At 71.4% G+C, this 19,072-nt stretch carries 9 protein-coding genes; all 9 read right to left on the reverse strand.

What is annotated here, in order from left to right; genetic code table 11:
* Positions 1-69: 69 nt before the first annotated feature.
* The 9 genes from BKA18_RS34800 to BKA18_RS34840 all read right to left on the reverse strand — a co-directional run bounded on the left by BKA18_RS34800 (position 70) and on the right by BKA18_RS34840 (position 19,028).
* A complete protein-coding gene (locus BKA18_RS34800; protein ID WP_366044896.1) occupies positions 70-717 on the reverse strand; it encodes an NAD(P)-dependent oxidoreductase in 648 nt (215 codons plus the stop codon).
* A 44-nt stretch (positions 718-761) separates the two neighbouring features.
* Positions 762-1,973 carry an MFS transporter gene (locus BKA18_RS34805; RefSeq protein ID WP_366044897.1) on the reverse strand — a complete coding sequence of 404 codons (1,212 nt, stop codon included), beginning with the start codon at positions 1,971-1,973 and terminating at the stop codon, positions 762-764.
* A gap of 213 nt (positions 1,974-2,186) precedes the next feature.
* Positions 2,187-3,398 carry a cytochrome P450 gene (locus BKA18_RS34810; protein WP_366044898.1) on the reverse strand — a complete coding sequence of 404 codons (1,212 nt, stop codon included), beginning with the start codon at positions 3,396-3,398 and terminating at the stop codon, positions 2,187-2,189.
* A 58-nt stretch (positions 3,399-3,456) separates the two neighbouring features.
* Entirely contained in the window at positions 3,457-4,404 is a 948-nt protein-coding gene (locus tag BKA18_RS34815) for a phosphotransferase enzyme family protein (protein WP_366044899.1), read from the reverse strand.
* 209 nt (positions 4,405-4,613) lie between these two features.
* Entirely contained in the window at positions 4,614-4,844 is a 231-nt protein-coding gene (locus BKA18_RS34820; RefSeq protein ID WP_366044900.1) for a ferredoxin, read from the reverse strand.
* A 46-nt stretch (positions 4,845-4,890) separates the two neighbouring features.
* Positions 4,891-6,237 carry a crotonyl-CoA carboxylase/reductase gene (gene ccrA, locus BKA18_RS34825; RefSeq protein WP_366044901.1) on the reverse strand — a complete coding sequence of 449 codons (1,347 nt, stop codon included), beginning with the start codon at positions 6,235-6,237 and terminating at the stop codon, positions 4,891-4,893.
* A 64-nt stretch (positions 6,238-6,301) separates the two neighbouring features.
* The gene (locus BKA18_RS34830; protein ID WP_366044902.1) at positions 6,302-8,017 is read right to left on the reverse strand and encodes a 3-hydroxyacyl-CoA dehydrogenase family protein; all 1,716 of its coding nucleotides are present in this window, start codon (positions 8,015-8,017) and stop codon (positions 6,302-6,304) included.
* A 570-nt stretch (positions 8,018-8,587) separates the two neighbouring features.
* A complete protein-coding gene (locus tag BKA18_RS34835) occupies positions 8,588-14,029 on the reverse strand; it encodes a type I polyketide synthase (RefSeq protein ID WP_366044903.1) in 5,442 nt (1,813 codons plus the stop codon).
* A 64-nt stretch (positions 14,030-14,093) separates the two neighbouring features.
* Positions 14,094-19,028 carry a type I polyketide synthase gene (locus BKA18_RS34840; protein ID WP_366044904.1) on the reverse strand — a complete coding sequence of 1,645 codons (4,935 nt, stop codon included), beginning with the start codon at positions 19,026-19,028 and terminating at the stop codon, positions 14,094-14,096.
* Positions 19,029-19,072: the final 44 nt, after the last annotated feature.

Consider the following 19,072-nt stretch of genomic DNA (forward strand, 5'->3'; position numbering starts at 1 on the left):
CCGGTGAACAACTCCCCGGGGCAGCAGGGTGACTTTCTCTCGCGGGCCCCGGGGAGCAGGAAAGCGAAATCAAGCGCGAAACGCGTGCTCGATGGGTGTCGCCCCGGTCGTGGCGTGCCACACACCCGTGATTCCCTGCGTCAGCACGGTACGGATCGCCTCGGCGCAGTCGCCGCGGGAGAGTTCGTCGCCGACCGTCGGGACGCCGTCGGGCCGGGCCCGCACGGTCCCCAGCGGGGGATCGTCGGTCAGCATGCCAGGGCGCAGCACGCACCAGTCCAGGTCCTGCTCGCGCACCACCTGTTCGGCGGCGCGCTTCTCGGCCAGGTAGGCATCGAGCTGGTCGCCGAGGGCGGCGCGGTCCCGGGCGCCGGGCAGATGCGCACTCACCATGACGAACCGGCGGACGCCGCAGTCCTCGACCGCGGCGCACAATTGAGCCGCCGGCGAGGACACCGCCGCGCCGAGCGAACCCGGGCCGGTGCCGGTACCGGCCGCCAGCACGACGGCGTCCGCGCCGCGGAAGGCCCGCTTCAGTTGCACGTCGAGGTCGGATCCGTCGGTGTCGAGCACGAACGGTTCGATGCGGGCGGCCCGCATGCGCTCGGCGTCGCTGTCCCGCAGGACCAGCCCGACCGGCATGTCCCCGCCGGCCAGCAGGGAGGACGCGAGCCGGCCGCCGAGACCGGTGGTCACCCCGAGAACGACAACCCGCATCGCGCTCACCCCCCGTGCCCCGGCGTCCGCTGCGGACGGCGCGCTCAACGTACCGAGGACACGCGGTAGATCAGCACGCCGCTGACGAGGCTGGTGACCCCGGCCAGTGCGAACAGGACCTGGTATCCGCCCAGCGCGCCGATGACCAGGCCGGCCAGCAGCGGCCCCAGGGTCTGCGGTCCGAACAGGCCGATGTTCATGATGCCCAGGTCCCGGGCGCGGTTCTCGGCCGCCGGCAGCACCGCGGTGATGATCGCCTGGTCGACGGCCAGGTAGGCGCCGACGCCGACACCGAACAGTGACGTCGCCGCCAGCGCGGTGCCCATGCCCGGCGCGATCGCGACGACCGCGCAGCCCAGCGCCTGGCCGATCGCGCCGCAGGCCACGAACGCCCGGCGCCGGCCGAGCCGGTCGGACAGCACCCCGCAGAAGTAGACCGAGACCAGCGTCCACCCCAGGTAGACCAGGGTCAGCAGCAGAAGCACCTGCTCGGGGTGAGCCACCCGCAGCACGTCGGTGATGAAGTACAGCTGGTAGCTGGTGGCCAGCGCGTTGGCCAGATTCATCAGCACCCGGGTGCCGAAGGTCCAGGCGAACGCGGGGTTGTCCCGAACGCTGGCCACGAACTCGCGGAGGCCGACACCACCGTCGGACCGGGTCGTTGTGGTGTCGCGGTGCTTGAGGACGAACGGCGCGGCCAGCACGAGCACGCCCGCCGCGAGCAGCAGGTAGCGCGGCAGGTCGCCGGGGATCGCGGTCAGGCAGAACAGGCCGAGCACCACGCCGACCGTCTGCGGTCCGAACATCGCGCTGGAGACGGTGCCGCGCTGAGCCTCGGGGACCTGGTCGGCGACCAGCGCGGTGAAGCCGACCGTGGCCATGCAGAAGCCGATCGAACACGCCAGCCAGGACAGGCCGATCCCGGTCCAGCCGGATTGCAGGCCGGTGGCGACCAGGCCGCCCGCGAACAGCGTCGCGCCGCCGGCGACCCAGAGCCGCCGGCGGCCGAACCGGGATCGGGTCCGGTCGCACAGCGTCCCGAACAGCGGCAGCGTGAACAGGGCGACGATGCCGCACACGGCGTTGATGACGCCGAAGTCGGTGATCCGGCCGGCCGGGTCGACCCGGGCCAGCTGGTCGGGCATGGCGAACTGCTGCGGCACCAGGTAGGCCATCCACAGCCCGAGCCATGCCAGGGAGTATCGGCCTATCCAGGCCCGGGACATGGACCTGGCAGGAATGGTCTTTTCCATCATGACGGTAGTCCTCGGTCGACTCATCAGGGCCGCGGTCCGGCCGGCGCCCCGGCCACGCAGGAACGCGTACGGACCGGGACACCAACGCGTGCGGCCCGAGAGGGGAACATCAACGCGACCGGCAGGGCGCTCGGGTGCGCCCTGCCGAGGAGCGACAGCGGACGAAGCGCGCGGAGGTGCGATGCTTCGGGGACCACCGTCAACAGCCGTGCCTCACCACGTGACGGGAAGCGCCCGGACGCCCTGCACGTCGAACGTGTTGCGGAAGACCAGCTGGTCGAAGGGGACCGCCAGCCGCAGCTCGGGGATCCGGCGGAACAGGGTTCCGTAGACCACTTCCAGCTCCATGCGGGCCAGTTGTTTCCCGATGCAGGTGTGGATGCCGGCCCCGAAGCCCAAGTGCTGTTTGGCGTCCCGCCGGACGTCCAGGGTGTCGGGATCGGTGAAGACCTTCTCGTCCCGGTTGCCCGCACTGATCAGGCAGATGATGCCGTCGCCCGCCTTGATGGTCTCGCCCGCGATCTCGATGTCCGCGGCGGCCACGCGCTTGGACGAGAACTCCGTGACGACCGTGTAGCGCAGGAGTTCCTCGACCGCCGCCGGTACGAGGTCCGGGTCCTCGATCAGTGCCGCCGCCTGCTCGGGATGCTGCAGCAGGGCCAGGATCCCGTTGGTGATCATGCTCCTGGTGGTGTCGAGTGCCGCCGCGATCAGCGTGACCGACTGGGTGAGCACGGAGACGCGCGACAGCTCCCCCTTCTGGTAGTAGCCGACCAGGTGGCTGATGATGTCGTCGCCCGGTTCGTTCTCCCGGTGCGTGATCAACTCGTCGATGTACGCGAACAGTTCGGCGCGTGCCTCCATGGCGCCCTCCAGCCCGGAGTCCTCGTCGAACAGCCGGGGAACCAGGCTGATGAGGCGCTTGTCGGCCGGGGGGACACCCAGCACCCATCCCAGTGCGGTGGACGGCACCGGCATGGCCAACGACGGCACCAGGTCCGTCGGCCGAGGACCCGCGAGAATGTCGTCGATGAGCTCGTTGACGAGGGCCTCCACGTCACCGCGCATGTTCTGGATCTTCTTGACCAGGAAGCCCTGGCCCAGCATGCGCCGCATGGCGGTGTGCTCGGGCGGGTCCATCCGGCCCACCGGCTTCACGCCGCCGGTCAGCACGACGGTCCGCGCTTGCTCACTCAGCCAGGGATAACCGGGCTGCGTGTTGTCGACACTGATGCGCGGGTCGGTGAAGATCGAGCGGATCTCGTCATACCCGGTGATCAGCCACACTTCCTTGCCGTCCCACAGCCTCGCTTTCGCGACCGGCCGGTCCGACCGCAACTGAGCGTATTCGGGGGGCGGGTCCAAGGGGCAGCCCTTCGCCTTGGGCATGGGGAAGGCGGGGAGTTCGGACGAGAGCTGTGACATGGGTGTTCCGTCTCCTAGCGTAGGCAATGAGGAGTTGTCGGTCCGGACGCTGGGGTACTCACTCGTACTGGCGCAGGAAACGCTCGCCGTCCTGCTCGGCCGACGCGAGGTTCTTCCGTGCCCGGTCGAGGAGGTTCGCATTGCTGAGATCGCCGATGTTCCCGATGTCATTGCCCACCCACTCGCGTCGGGCGTAGATCCAGGCCTCCGCGGCCGCACGGAACTTCAGGAGGGCTCCGAGGTGGGGAAGTTCCGACGGGGACACCGGGGACTTCGCCATGTATCCCCGCAGCAGCGGGCCGACGTCCACGGACCTGTCCAGATAGCTGAGGGCGGTGGCGACATCGAAGAGGAGGGGGCCGTACATGACTTCGCCCCAGTCGAAGAGCCCCATCGAATCGGGCTTCACCCGGAACGTGTTCATGCTGGCATCGGCGTGCAGCAGGCCCACCGTGACGTTGCCGGCCACCGTCTCGTACGCCTCGCATATGGCCTGCTGGATCCATGGCTTGTCCTCGAGGAACGGCGCCTCGTCGACCATCATGACGTCCAGGTGGTCCCAGCTCAGGATGTCCGGCGGAGGAGGGGTGCCGACCAGTGCGGTATGGATGGCTCCCAGCGTCTCGCCGGCCCGGCGCATGTGCACGGGATCGTTCTCGTCGGCCCGCCCGCCGTCGAGGTGACGCAGCAATGCCCAGCACCATTCACCGTGGTAGGCGGTGATCTCGCCCCGGGCGGTCGGCAGTGGCCCGCCGGCTGGGATGCCGTGCTCCTCGACCACCAGGGCGACCGTGAGGCCGCTGGTGAATTTCGGCCCCTGGGCGGCGGGCACGCACTTGGCGACATACATGTCCGAGTCGGATCCGACCAGATACGTATAGGAGTGGAAGCCCAGGTCGACCGGATCGCGTTCCCATGGCAGGACCCGTAGATCGTTCCGTCCCCACAGGGAGAGCGGGATCTCGTCGGTGAGCGGCTCGGCTGGTAGAGAACTGTTGGCTGCCAATGTCTTTATGCTCCGTACTCGGTGAGTGAGTATGTCTGTCGGAAACCGGAACTCGGGCCACGACGAGGGTGGTTCAGGAATCCGCTCGCGGCCGTCCTCCGCCACCCCGGCAGCGGTGCGGAGCGGCGGTCACGTCGGCATGTGGTGAGGTCACCTCGACCAACGTGCCTGCCCGCGGCGTTGTCGGACACCCCCCTATGCCCCCTCAATCAGCCGCCGGCCACCCGTCCGGGGGGCTGGTGCAGCAGTCGGATCGCCGCCGCGGGGCAGCCGGCCGCGGCCTCCTGCACCTTGTCGCGCAGTTCCGGGGCGGGGGAGTCGGTCAGCACGACGCCGACACCGTCCGTCTCCCGCTGATCGAACACCTCGGGGGCGGTCAGGACGCACTGCCCCGAGGTGACGCACTTCGATTCGTCGAGGTGCACACGCGCAAACGCCATCTCTGTCTCCTTCTCGTCATGCGCGGCGGGCAGCCCGGGTCCGGCCTCAACTGCCATGGCTGCGGAAGCGGTTGATAGCTGCCAGGTGGCGCTCCCGCAGCGCCTCGTCCTGGACGCCGAGCCCCTCCGCGGGCGCCAGGCCCAGCACTCCGACCTTGCCGGCGTGCTGATTGCGGTGCACGGCCTGCGTGGCGATGCCGACGTCGGACAGTGGGTACACCGTGGACAGGGTCGGATGGATCATCCCCCGGCCGATGAGGCGGTTGGCCGCCCAGGCCTCCCGGTAGTTGGCGAAGTGGCTGCCGACGATGCGCTTGAGCGACATCCACAGATAGCGGTTGTCGTACTCGTGCCGGAATCCGGAGGTCGAGGCGCAGGTGACCACGGTGCCGCCGCGCCGCGCCACGTACACGCTGGCGGCGAAGGTCTCCCGGCCGGGGTGCTCGAAGACGATGTCCGAGTCCTCACCCCCTGTCAGCTCCCGGATGTGGGAGCCCAGGCGCTTCCACTCCTTGGGGTCGGGGGTGGATTCGTCCTTCCAGAACCGGTACCCCTCCTTCGCCCGGTCGATCACGAGCTCGGCGCCCAGGGACCGGACGAGTTGGGCCTTGCGCTCTCCGGACACGACGCACACCGGAGTCGCGCCGCCGTTGAGGGCGAGCTGCGTGGCGTACGAGCCGAGGCCGCCCGCCGCGCCCCAGACGAGAACCACGTCGCCCTGCTTCATTTGCCCACCGTTGCGCGAGACGAGTTGCCGGTAGGCGGTGGAGTTGACCAGCCCGGAGGCAGCGGCCTCCTCCCACGTGAGGTGCTTGGGCATCGGCATGAGCTGGTTGGACTTGACGAGGGACAGCTCGGCGAGCCCGCCGAAGTTGGTCTCGAACCCCCAGATGCGCTGCTCCGGGTCGAGCATGGTGTCGTCGTGCCCGTCCGGGGACTGCAGGTCGACGGACAGGCAGTGCGCCACGACCCGGTCGCCCGGCTTCCAGCGGTGCACGCCGGGCCCGGTACGCAGCACGATGCCCGCCAGGTCGGAACCCACCACGTGGTAGGGCTGATCGTGTCGCTCCGCGCCAGGTTCGTTGGACCGCGCGTACCGCTGCAGGAAACCGAAGGTCGGCATCGGCTCGAAGAGGGAGGTCCACACGGTGTTGTAGTTGATGGAGCTGGCCATCACCGCGATGAGGGCCTCGCCCGGAGCGGGCTCGGGAGTCGGCACCTCGCGCACGCTGAGGGACTTCGTGGGTTCCTTGTCGGCGGTCGCCATACCCTGGAACATCTCCGACTCGTCCCGCAGGACTACGGCACCGCGGTAGGACTGCGGAACCGGCAACGCGGCGAAATCCGCACCGACCGCATCGTCCGACAGGGCAGCGCTCACGATGTCCCGCATGATGTTTCCTCCACAAGTACGGTGTTTCACTGGTGTCGCCAACGGACGCGAAGTGCGAACCGGCTCAGAGCTCGTGGTTCCGCAGTCCCTTGCCCCGCTTGCGGCCCAGGTGGCCGGCCGCCACGAGCTGTTCAAGAGGGCGCGAGGGCAGGAGGCGTTGCTCCCGGAACGTGGTGTGCAGCGTGCGCAGGATGGCCACGGACACATCCAGACCGATCACGTCCAGCAGCTGGAGCGGGCCCATGGGATGGCCCTGCCCCAGGGCCATCACCGTGTCGATGCCCTCGGCGGTGAGGACCCCCTCGTCGAGCAGGGCCACCGCACTGTTCAGATACGGGAACAGCAACGCGTTCACGATGAACCCGCTCCGGTCCAAACAGCCCACGGGACGCTTGCCGAGCGCGGTGGCGGTCGCGTGCGCCACGCCGAGTGTCTCGCGCGAGGTCAGCGCGGTCCGCACCACTTCCACGAGTTTCATCACCGGTGCCGGATTGAAGAAGTGCATCCCGACCACGGCCTCGGGCCGACCGGTCGCCATGGCACATTCGATGACCGGCAGACTCGATGTGGAGGTCGCCAGCACGGTCTGCGCCCCGCATACGGCGTCGAGTTCCCGGAACACCGTCCGCTTGACGTCGATGTCCTCCACGACCGCCTCGACCACGAGATCGCATCCGGCGACCGCCTCCAGGCGGGACACACCGGTCAGCGACTCCATCGACGAGGTGAGCTGCTCCGGTGTCAGTCTGCCCCGCTGCACCGCCCGGTTCAGCGAGTTCTCCACGGTGGCGAGCGCCTCTTTGGCGCGGACCTCGCTGCGCGCCACGAGAGTCGTCGGGTACCCCGCCCGTGCGCAGGCTTGCGCGATGCCGGTGGCCATCGTCCCCGAACCCACTACACCGATACGCCGTGCGGGGCGGGCCGTCGGCAGCTCGTCGCTGGTGTCCGCGGCTCCGTCGGCGTCCGGGGCACCGTAGTGGTAGAAGCCACGCCCGGCCTTCAGCCCGAGCAGGCCGGCGGCGACCATGTGCGTCAGTACGGGGGCGGGCAGGAACCGGCGGTCACCGGTGCGTTCGTGCAGCGCGTCCAACGTGTCACGCGCGACATCCAGCCCGATCGCGTCCAGGTGGGCCAGCGGCCCCCGCGGAAGCCCGCAGCCCAGCCTCATGGCGGTGTCGATGCCGTCGCGCGAGGCGTAGCGCTGTTCGTACATCGTCGCGGCGTCGTTGAGATAGGCCATGGTCAGGGCCCCGCCGACGAAGCCCGCGCGATCGGGCACCGACACCGGGACCTGCCCGAGGTCTCGAATCAGTGCTTGGACGTCCGTGAGTACGGACCCGTCCGTCAGGGGCGTACCCACGACCTCCACGGCGGTCGCCGGGTCCATCGGCCCCTGTGGGAACAGGTGCAGCCCCACCGTGCGACATGGCCGCCCCGAGCCGAAGGCGATGTCGGTCACCGCCAGTCCGCTGGTCGTCGTCGCGAACACCGCGCCCGGGGCGCACGCGTGGTGCGCGTGACTGAGCACCTCGCACTTGGTCTTCATCCGCTCGGGTACCGCTTCGATCACCAGGTCCGCCGACACGATGTCGGCCGAGCGCGTGGTGAGGTCGATCGTGCCCGGTCCGGTGTCGGTCAGCCGGGCACCGGCCAGGTCCAGAGCGGAGGCGTCGGTGTCGACGGCGATCACCCGGCGGCCGCTGCGGGCGGCCATGCTCGCGAGCACCGACCCGGTGGTCCCGAGACCTATCACCGCGATGGTGGAGAAGCGCTTAGCCATGCCGTTGAGTCCTTCGAGTCGTTTCATGGGCGGCCGGTGTGGGCGAGTGCGGGTGTCCTCGGTGACGGGCCTCGCCGCTGAGGAGGGTCCGGGGTCAACATCGCCGCCAAGACCTACGTCAGTGGCCCGGCAGCGATCCCGGCCGTGGCGAGAGGGGCCCGCGCCGCTTCGGCGGCAGACCGGAGAAGGCGGCTTCGGTGGCGGTATCGGACCGTGGTCCCTTTACGCCACCACCTGTGCACGGGACGGGCATTGGTGAACGAGTGACGGAGACATAGGCCTTGACCTCCGGGTTCCCTGCCTGGCGCCAAACAGTACGGACCGGGTCGTGGCGGAGATAACCCCTAGCTTCCCCTAGCCTTTCTCCCTTTTCCTTTCCGAGGCGGCTATCCGCACCGTGGCCGCCCAGGCGCTCCCGCACAGCTCACCCGCCCTCCGGGGCTCGCTCTCCTCCGCAACAACTCCCGTGCCCGCGGCCCTGTTTTGCGGTCTGTGGATCAGTGCGCCGCAGGAAGCCGGTCCCGTCGTCCATGCGAGGGCGACGGGACCGGACCGGAGGCAGGGAGCCGGTCAGAGGGCGTCCAGCCAGTCGTGGACCAGGGCCGCGGTGGCGTCGGCGTTCTCCGCGACGATCGTGCAGTGGTCGCCCGGGACCGTCGCGTCGGTGTGCGGCAGCGGCCAGTGCGTGCGCCACTCCCCGGTGAGCGGCGGGAGCCCGGGATCGCCGGGGATGCACTCCTCGGGCCGGATGAACAGCGTCGGCGTGGAGACCGGCTGCGGCGCCCAGCCGCGGAACATCCTGCGGTAGGTACCGAGTGCGGTGATCGTCGTGAAGTTCAGCTTGGTGAACCGCGACCGCCGCTCGTTCACCTCGTACGTCATCGCCTGGCGCAGTGCCACCGACATACCGTCGGGGAGGTAGGTGTCGAGCAGCACCAGCCCCTGGGCCGGGGTGCCGAGAGCTTCCATACGGGCCGTGACGCAGTGCGCGAGCCAGCCGCTCGACGAGTACCCCAGCAGTGCGAAGGGCGAGCCGGCCGCGCAGTGAATGGCCGACTCGGCCAGGACGTCGATGAGCACCTCGACGCTCTCGGCCAGCGGTTCGCCTTTCAGGAAGCCCGGCACGGTCACCATGCTCAGATCCCGTCGGTCACGGAAGAAGCTGGCCAGGCGGACGAACTGCAGGGTCTGCTCCACCGGTGCGAACGGCGGGAAACTGATGACAGCGGGCCCCTGCCCGCCGGTGGCGAGCCGTACGAAGCGAGTGCCGTCCGGAGCCTCGGAAGCATCGGAGAAGCGCGCACGCAGGCCTGACGCGCTGCCGAGTAGGTCTTCGACCTCCTCCATACGACCCCGCAGCGCGACCTTGCGGTAAATGGCGGCGAAGGACTCGTCAGCGCCGGACACCAGGTCCTCGTGCCCCTCACCCGTCTTCTGTGCCGTCCGGTCGTGGCCCGCGCCGTCGAGCTCGGCAGCCAGGAAGTCGCGTACGGCGGTCACCGTGGGGTGGTCGAAGACGAGCATCGCGGGCAGCGAGAGCCCGGTGGCGAGGCCCAGCTTGTTGCGCACCTGCACGGCGGAGAGCGAGTCGAAGCCGAGTTCCACCAGGGGCTGGTCCAGAGCGATGGCGGACGGGTCGGTGTGCCCGAGCACCTCGGTGAGAGTGGCGCGCACCAAGTCGTCCAGGAGGGTCCCCCGCTCGGCCGGCGAGAGCCCGGCGAGCCTGCCCCGCAGGTCGTTCCGGTCTGCGGCGGAGGTGGTCGTCTCCTGCGGACGCCGCGCCCGCACCTGCGGCAGCTCCTCCAGCAGCGGGCGCCGACGAGCCGCGCCGTAGCCGGTCATGAAGAGGTCCCAGTCCATGTCGGCCACGACTGCCGTGAGCTCGTCGGCGTCGAGAACCCGTTCCAGCGAGGCGATCGCCTCGGACGCGGGCATCGGTATCAAGCCGCGTCGCCGGTACTGCTGTTCGGCCTCGGGGGTGACCATGTGGGAGTCGGCCCACACTCCCCACGCGACGGACGTCGCGGCCAGCCCGCGGGCGCGGCGCATCTGGGCGAGGGCATCGAGGTAGGCGTTGCCCGCGGCATAGCCGGCGTAGCGACCGCTGCCCCACACCCCGGAGACGGACGAGAAGAGGACGAACAGGTCGATCTCCGCATCGTCGAACACCTCGTCGAGCACTGTGGCGCCGGTGATCTTGGCGGAGTAGACGGTCCGGAACTCCTCCAGACTCATGTCCATGAGCGCGGTGTTCTGGCCGACGCCTGCGGCGTGGAAGACCGCGCGCACCGGTTCGCCCCTGGCTGCGAGTTCGGCCGCCAGGGAGGACATCCGCGCGTGGTCCGCGACGTCGGCCGCGACGACGCTGACCCGGGCGCCGGCTCTCTCCAGCTCATCGACGAGTTCGGCGGCCCCGGGTGCGTCGGGCCCGCTGCGGGAGAGCAGGACGAAGGAGCACTTGGCGCGCTCGGCGAGCCAGCGGGCCACGTGCGCGCCGAGTGAGCCGGTGCCGCCGGTGATCAGCACGGTGCCGGACGGGTTCCAGGCACGGGCCGCGGGCAGGGCGGGAGCCGGCACCAGCCGGCGCAGCAGCACGCCGCTGTCCCGCAACGCCACCTGATCCTCGACCACGTCGCCCGCGAGGATGCCGGCGAGCCGGCCGGTGGCACGCTCGCCGAGCCGGGCCGGCAGGTCGAGCAGACCGCCCCAGCGGTCGGGGTGTTCGAGGCCGGCGACCAGACCGAGTCCCCAGCACGCCCCCGCGTGGGCGCTGCGCGGCGCTTCGCCGTCGCTCGTGCCCACCCCGCCCTGGGTCAGGCACCACAGCCGGGCGCCCGTCCCCGCGTCGCCGAGTGCCTGCAGGAGGGTCAGGAGCGCGTCCGGGTGCTGGATCAGACTGACCACTCCGGCCAGCATGGGCGCGTCGGCCAGGGCGTCGACCAGCGCTGCCTTTGCTTCCGCGCGGTCGGTCCCGGTTTCCACGAGCACCGTGTCGGCGAGGATCCGCGTCAGGACGCGCAGCGCCGCGGTGGTCTCCCCGGCGTCGTCGCCCGACTGCACCACCACCAGCCAGGTACCCGGAACCTGTGCGACGGACCGGGGCTCGGCCATGGGCTGCCAGACGATCCGGTAGCGCCACGAGTCGAGCGTGCTCTGCCACCGGGCCGCACGGTGCCACCGGGCCAGCGCCGGGAGAGCCGGGGCGAGTTCGGCCGGTGCGCCCAGGCTGGTGAGCGTCTGCTCGTCCTCCTGCGCGACGGCTGCCCAGAATCGCTCTTCCTGGCTGTTGCGGGCTCCCGAACGGGCGCCGTTCGAGGCGGTGGGGGAGGCCGTGCCGCCGAGCCAGTACGTCTGGCGCTGGAAGGGGTACGTGGGCAGCGGCACCCGCCGTCCGGCGCCCAGCAGGGCCGGCCAATCCAGCGCCACACCGTGGGCGTGTGCCCGGCCCGCGGCCTGGAGGAGGGTGAGCACCTCGGGCCTGTCCCGGCGGGCGGTGACCACCGCGGGGCGGTCCCCGTCCAGCAGAGGGGTCAGTGCGGTGTCCGGTCCCAGTTCGAGAAAGAGGTCGACCGCGGGCATCTCCTGGATCGCGTCGGCGAAGCGGACGGCGTGGCGGGCGTGGTCGAGCCAGTACTCCGCGGAGGCGAAGGGCCGCGAGGTGTCGGCCGACGGGCTGACGGGGAGGGACGGCTGGTGGAAGGTCAGCTCGCCGAGGACCGCCGCGAAGTCGTCGAGCATCGGCTCCATGAGCGGCGAGTGGAAGGCGTGGCTCACCCTCAGCCGGGAGGTACGGCGGCCCTGTTCGCGCCAGTAGTCCGCGATCCGCAGGACGGCTGCCTCGGCACCGGAGACCACGACCGCCTCCGGGCCGTTGACCGCGGCGATCGTGGCCGCGGGCTCCCCCGAGGTGAGGAGTTCGACCTCGACGTCGCTCGCGGCGATCGCGACCATGGCTCCGCCCTCCGGCAGCGCCTGCATCAACCGGCCCCGTGCCACCGCCATCCGCGCCGCGTCCGGCAACGACAGGACCCCCGACACACACGCGGCGGCGATCTCCCCCACCGAATGCCCAGCCAGTACCGAGAACTGCACGCCCCACGACTGCCACAGGCGAGCCATCGCCACCTCGAACGCGAACAACGCCGGCTGCGCGAACTCCGTCCGCTCCAACACCTCCGCAGGCTCCGACCACATCACCTCCCGCAACGACCGCCCCAACAACGGGTCGACCACCGCGCACACCTCGTCCAGCACCCCGGCGAACACCGGGAAACGCCTCGCCAACTCACGCCCCATCCCCGGCCGCTGCGCACCCTGACCGGAGAACAGGCCCGCCACCCGCCCGGGGCCCGAGAGCACCGGGGTCACGGACGGCAGCGCGTCGAGCAGGGCTTCCCGGGTCTCGCCGACGACGACGGCGCGGTGTGCGAACACGGTCCGCGTGGTGGCCAACGACCTGGCCACATCGCTCAGTTCGTCCGCGGGGCGGCGCAGCAGGTGGGCGCGCAGCGCCTCCGCCTGGTCCCGCACCGCCTGCTCCGAGCGGCCGGAGAGCAGCAGCGGGACCGGACCTTCCGGGGCAGGCTCGTGCGCCTCGGGTGCGGCTTCGGTCTCTTCGAGGATGACGTGCGCGTTGGTGCCGCTGATCCCGAAGGAGGAGACCCCGGCCCGGCGCGGGCGCCCCTCGCTCTGCCACGGACGGGACTCGGTCAGCAGCCGGACGGCTCCCGCGCTCCAGTCCACCGCTGTGGTCGGGGTCGCCGCGTGGAGGGTCGGCGGCAGGGTGGTGTGCCGCATGGCCTGCACCGTCTTGATGACGCCCAGCACGCCCGACGCGGACTGGCTGTGCCCGATGTTCGACTTCAGCGAGCCCAGCCAGAGCGGCTTGGCGGGATCCCGGTCCCGGCCATAGGTCGCCAGCAGTGCCTGGGCCTCGATCGGGTCACCCAGCGTCGTGCCGGTTCCGTGCGCCTCCACGGCGTCGATGTCCCGCGGTTCCAGTCGCGCGCTTGCCAGGGCGTCGAGGATGACGCGCTGCTGGGAAGGACCGTTCGGGGCGGTCAGGCCGTTGGATGCACCGTCCTGGTTGACGGCGGAGCCACGGATCACGGCAAGGACCTGATGGCCGTTGCGGCGGGCGTCGGAGAGCCGCTCCAGGACGAGGACGCCGGAACCCTCGGCCCAGCCGGTACCGTCGGCGTCGTCGGAGAAGGACTTGCACCGGCCGTCGGCGGCCAGGCCGCCCTGCTTGGTGAACTCGACGAACACGCTCGGTGCCGCCATCACCGTCACCCCGCCGGCCAGTGCCAGGTCGCTCTCGCCACGGCGTAGCGACTGGCAGGCGAGGTGCAGCGCCACCAGCGAGGACGAGCAGGCCGTGTCGATGGTCAGCGCCGCTCCCTCCAGGCCGAGGGTGTAAGCGATGCGCCCGGAGACGAGGGAGGTGGTGACGCCGATGATGCTGTGGTCCTCGGTGTCGGTGTCCCGGTCGTCGGCGTACATGTTCCAGCCGTAGCCCTGGGTGCCGGCGCCGACATGGACCGAGGTGCGGCTGCCGCGGAGGTCGGCGGGGAGGATCCCGGCGTCCTCGAGCGCCTCCCAGGTCGTTTCCAGCAGGAGCCGTTGCTGCGGGTCCATGCCGACCGCTTCACGCGGTGAGATGCCGAAGAACCCCGCGTCGAAGCCGCTCGCGTTGTACACGAAGCCGCCCTCCAGGACCCGGGTGGTGCCGGGCTGTTCGCCCAGCGGGTCGTAGAGCCGCTCGATGTCCCAGCCGCGGTCGGTGGGAAAGGCTCCGATGGCGTCCGTGCCGCTGGAGACCAGTTCCCACAGTTCGGCCGGGTTGCTCGCGCCGCCGGGCAGCCGGCAGCCCATCCCGACGATGGCGACCGGCTCGTTCTCCTCGGCCTCGTACGCGCTGATCCGCTTCTTGGCCTGGCGCAGCTCCGCGGTGAGCTCGGTGAGGAAATGCCGCATCCGTCCGTCGGCGGACGCGCTCTCTTCTTGGGGCACGGGGAAAGCCTTTCGTGACGGTGCCTGTTCGGGACACACGGATGTCGGGCCGGGAGACGGCGCGTCAGGAGATGCCGAACTCGCGGCCGAGGGCGTCGAGCATGTCGTCGTCGGAGGCGTCGGCGAGATCCGCGTCCGCGGCGTCCTCGTCGGCGGACGGCCCGGTCTCCTTCCAGCGGGCGAGGATGCTCGACAGGCGCATGGTGATCCGGGCCCGGCCGACCGATCCCGCGTCCCAGCCGGCGAGAGCCGCCTCCAGACGGTCGAGTTCGCTCTCGGCGCTCACCGCCGGGTCGCCGTCGGCACCCTCCGGCAGCAGGAGTGTGAGCAGGAAGGCGGCGGCCTCGGCGGGCGTCGGGTGGTCGAACGCGAGGGTCACCGGAGTCCTGAGCCCCGTTTTGCCGTCCAGCCGCTTGCGCAGGCCGACCGAGGCCAGGGAGTCCAGACCGAGGTCCCGGAAGGCGCGGTGGGGTTCGATCCGCTCGGCGTCGCTCCACCCCAGCTGCGCCGCCGCCTCGGTGCGCACGAGGTCGGTCATCGCCGTCAGCCGTTCCGCCGGTCCCATAGCCCGCATCTCGCGGCGGAAGACCTCTGCCGGTACGGACTCCACCTGCGGCCCGGCCGCACCGCGCAGGGCGGCCTGCCGCACCTCCGCCAGGTCCTCGATCAGCGGGCGGGGCCGGGCCGCGGTGTAGGTGGCGGCGAACGGCTCCCAGTCGACCTCGGCCACCGTCACCGCCACGTCGTCGTTCGCGAGGGCGAGGTGGAGCGAGGCGATGCCGTCCTGCGGGCTCACCGGGACGAGGCCGATGCGACGCAGCAGCGGGGCCGTTTCGGCGTCCACCATGCCACCGTCGCCCCAGAATCCCCAGGCGACCGAGGTGCCGGCCGCGGCGCGGGCGCGGCGTTGCTCGACGAGGGCGTCCAGAAAGGCGTTGCCGGCGGCGTAGGCGCCGCTGCGGGAGCTGCCCCAGACCGCGGCGATCGAGGAGAACACGACGAACGCGTCCAGCTCGGTGTCGCCGAGGAGCTCGTCGAGCACCCGGGCCCCGTCGACCTTGGCCGCGACGACCTCCTGGAACTCGTCGGCCGTCATGTCCTCCAGCGGGGTGCTCTGCGGGACACCCGCGGCGTGGAACACCGACCGCAACGGCCCGAACTCCTCGGTGACGTCGCCCAGCACGCGCTCCATGGCAGCGCGGTCGGCGACATCGGCGGCGATGATCCGGACCGGCGTGCCCGTGTCCGCCAGTTCGGCCGCGAGCTCCGCCGCGCCGGGGGCGTCCGGGCCACGGCGGGAGAGCAGGACCAGCGAGCAGCCGCCCTGCTCGGCGAGCCAGCGGGCCACCGCCGATCCGATGGCACCCGTCCCGCCCGTGACGAGCACGGTGCCGGACGGCTTCCACTCGCCCGGCGACGTGGCGGTGGCGGCGTGGGCCAGCCGCCGGGCCCAGACGCCGTTCGACCGGACGGCGAGCTGGTCCTCATCGCCGGCGGTCACCAGCACCCCGGCGAGCAGTCCGGCGCTCCGGTCGTCCAGCGAGTCGGGCAGGTCCACCAGGCCGCCCCAGCGGTCCGGCCGTTCCAGCGCGACGACCCGGCCGAGTCCCCAGAGGGCCGCACCGTGGGGGTCGGCCGGCGGGTCGGACGGGCCGGTGCTGACCGCGCCCGTCGTCAGACACCACAGGGGTGCGGTGACGTCCGTGTCGCCGAGGGCCTGGACGAGTACGAGCAGCCGTTCGGCGTCCCGGCCGACGTAGGCCACGGCGTCGAACGGGCCCGCCCCGCCGAGCCGTTCGACGAGTTCGGCACGGTCCGCGCCGGCCGGGGACAGCACCTCGGCCGCCTCGTACAGCCGCGCCAGCTCCTTGGTCCGGTCGTCGTCGCCCACCAGCAGCCAACGGCCCGGGACCTTGGCCGCGGACGGCGGTTCGGTGACGGCCCGCCAGGCGATCCGGTAGCGCAAGGAGTCCAGGCGCGACCGGCGACGCCCCTCGCGCCGCCAGCGGGCGAGCGCGGGCAAGACCTCGGCCATGCCCGCGTCCGTGCCGAGTTCGTCGGCCAGCTGCTCCAGGTCCTCGCGCTCCACGGCGTCCCAGAACCGGGCGTCGGTCTCTGTCACGGCGCCGACGGTGTCCGCGGCGGTGAGCCAGTAGTGCTCGTGCTGGAAGGCGTACGTCGGCAACGGCACCCGCTCGCCCGGCTCCAGGACGCGGGTCCAGTCCACCGGGAGGCCGTGAACGTAACCCTCCGCCAAGGAGAGCAGCATCTGCTCCGGACCGCCCGAGTCGCGGCGCAGCGAGCCGAGGACCGTGCCGTCGGACTCGGCGGCCTTGAGCGTCTGGTTCGTGCCGACCGTCAACTGCGGGTGCGGGCTGGCCTCGACGAAGAAGCCGAACCCGTCGGCCACCATCGCTTCGGTGATGTCCAGGAACCGTACGGTCTCCCGCAGGTTCCGGTACCAGTACTCCGGGTCCAGCTCCCGGCCCGTGAGCCGGGTGCCGGTGACCGTCGAGTAGAAGGGCACGGCCGCCTCGCGCGGTTCGATCCCCTGGAGGGCGGCGACGAGTTCGTCGCGTACCGACTCGATCTCGGCCGAGTGCGCGGCGATGCCCGCGACGTCGACGCGCCGGGACCACACCCGGTCGGCCTGGCAGCTTTCCTGGAAATCGCGCAACGCCCCGGCCTCGCCCGAGACGACGACCGAATCCGCCCCGTTGACGGCGGCGATGGACAGCTTTCCGTTCCACGGCGTGATCCGGTCCGTGGCGGCCTGTGCGGAGAGCCCGACCGCCAGGGCGCCACCGCGGCCGGCGACCTTGATCAGGAGCCTGGACCGGGTGACCACGATCCGTGCGGCGTCGGCCAGCGACAGTGCGCCCGAAATGTACGCGGCCGCGATCTCCCCCTGGGAGTGGCCGACGACGCCGTGCACGTCGATGCCGTAGGAACGCCAGAGTTTCGCCAGGGAGACCATGACCGCGAACAACGCGGGCTGCAGGACGTCCACCTCGTCCAGGCGCTGTTCGTCGGCGCCGGTCACGACGCCGATCAGCGACCAGTCGACCATCTCGTCGATCACCCGGGCGCACTCGTGCAGCGACTCGGCGAACACCGGGGAGGACGCGAGCAGTTCGCGGGCCATGCCCGGCCACTGCGAGCCCTGGCCGGGGAACATCAGGGCCACCTTCCGGCTCGCCGTCACCGTGCCGGTGACGACGTTCCGCGGCAGGTCGAGTCCGTCCGCCAGGCACTGCAGGTCGGCCAGCAGAGCCGTACGGTCCGGGGCCACCACCGCGGCCCGGTGGTGCAGGTGCGCGCGGGTCATGGCAAGCGACCAGGCGACGTCGGCCGGCTCCGCGTCGGGCGTGGCCAGCAGGTGCCGGCGGAGCCTGGCCGCCTGTGCGGCGAGACCGGCGGACGTCCTGGCCGACAGGACGACGGGGACGGGCCCCGGCGACGCGGGCGGTGCGGTGGATTCTGCTTCGGTGCCGGTGCCGGTGCCGGTGCCGGTGCCGGTGTCGGTGTCGGGCTCGGCGGGGCGAGCGTCGTATTCGAGGATGACGTGCGCGTTGGTGCCGCTCACACCGAACGCGGACACCGCGGCCCGGCGGGGCCGGTCGACCTCCGGCCAGGTCAGCGCCTCGCGGAGCAGTTCGACACGGCCGGCCGACCAGTCGACCTGGGTGGTCGGCCGGTCCACGTGCAGGGTCTTGGGCATGACCCCGTTCCGCAGCGCGAGGACGGTCTTGATGACCCCGGCGATGCCGGCGGCGGCCTGGGTGTGGCCGATGTTGGACTTCAGCGAGCCGAGCCGCAGCGGGCGGTCGGCGCCGCGGCCCTGGCCGTACGTCGCGAGCAGTGCCTGCGCCTCGATGGGGTCGCCGAGCGGGGTGCCGGTGCCGTGCGCCTCCACCATGTCCACCTGGTCGGCGGCGACCCTGGCGGCGGTGAGCGCGGCCTCGATCACCCGCTGCTGCGACGGGCCGTTCGGTGCCGTCAGGCCGTTCGACGCCCCGTCCTGGTTGAGGGCCGAGCCCCGGACGACGGCCAGTACCTGGTGGCCGTTGCGGCGGGCGGCGGAAAGCCGCTCCACGACGAGCACACCGCACCCCTCCGACCAGCTGGTGCCGTCCGCGTCGGCCGAGAACGCCTTGCACCGGCCGTCCCGGGCCAGCGCTCGCTGCTTGCTGAACTCCGTGAAGACCATCGGGGTGGCGATCACGGCCGCCCCGGCGACCAGAGCGAGGTCGCACTCGTCCCGGCGCAGCGACTCACCGGCCAGATGGAGGGCGACCAGCCCCGCCGAGCAGGCGGTGTCGACGGTCATCGCCGGTCCTTCGAGACCGAAGAGGTACGAGATCCGTCCCGAGGCGACGGCCGGCGCACCGCCCGTCACGACGTGACCCTCCGCGTCGGCGGGGACCTCCGCCGACTGGGGTCCGTAGCCGAAGGGCGACAGCCCGACGTACACGCCGGTGGTGCTGCCCCGTAGCGAGGTCGGCGGTATTCCCGCGTGTTCGAGTGCCTCCCAGGAGGTTTCGAGCAGCAGCCGGTGCTGCGGGTCCATCGCCCGTGCCTCGCGCGGTGAGATCCCGAAGAACTCGGCGTCGAATCCGGCGGCGTCGTGCAGAATCCCGCTCTCCATGACGTAGCTCTTGCCGGGGCGGTCCGGGTCGGGATCGTAAAGGGTGTCCAGCGGCCAGCCCCGGTCGGCGGGCAGCGGGCCGATGGCGTCGACCTCGGCGGCCACCAGCTCCCACAGGTCCTGGGGCGACTGCACGCCCCCGGGGAAACGGCACCCCATGCCGACGATCGCGAGGGGTTCGGCGGCCTGTTCACGCTCGGTCCGCAGACGCTGCTTGGTCTGCCGCAGATCGGCGGTCACGCGCTTGAGGTAGTCGCGGTACTTCTCCTCGGTCGGTTGCGGGGACGGGGTGGACCCGGCGGACTCGCGGGAGGGACCGGGTGCCTCGGACGCGGTGGGATCGGTGGACACGGGGGGCTCCTTGTGGTTTCGGTGGGAAGCCGGAGGGCGGCCGG

Source organism: Streptomyces auratus, from assembly GCF_050433025.1.
Taxonomy (GTDB): domain Bacteria; phylum Actinomycetota; class Actinomycetes; order Streptomycetales; family Streptomycetaceae; genus Streptomyces; species Streptomyces sioyaensis.

Coding starts and splice junctions, on each gene's coding strand:
- BKA18_RS34800 (WP_366044896.1), bottom strand. CDS start 717: ATGCGGGTTGTCGTTCTCGGGGTGACCACCGGTCTCGGCGGCCGGCTC.
- BKA18_RS34805 (WP_366044897.1), bottom strand. CDS start 1,973: ATGATGGAAAAGACCATTCCTGCCAGGTCCATGTCCCGGGCCTGGATA.
- BKA18_RS34810 (WP_366044898.1), bottom strand. CDS start 3,398: ATGTCACAGCTCTCGTCCGAACTCCCCGCCTTCCCCATGCCCAAGGCG.
- BKA18_RS34820 (WP_366044900.1), bottom strand. CDS start 4,844: ATGGCGTTTGCGCGTGTGCACCTCGACGAATCGAAGTGCGTCACCTCG.
- ccrA (WP_366044901.1), bottom strand. CDS start 6,237: ATGCGGGACATCGTGAGCGCTGCCCTGTCGGACGATGCGGTCGGTGCG.
- BKA18_RS34830 (WP_366044902.1), bottom strand. CDS start 8,017: ATGGCTAAGCGCTTCTCCACCATCGCGGTGATAGGTCTCGGGACCACC.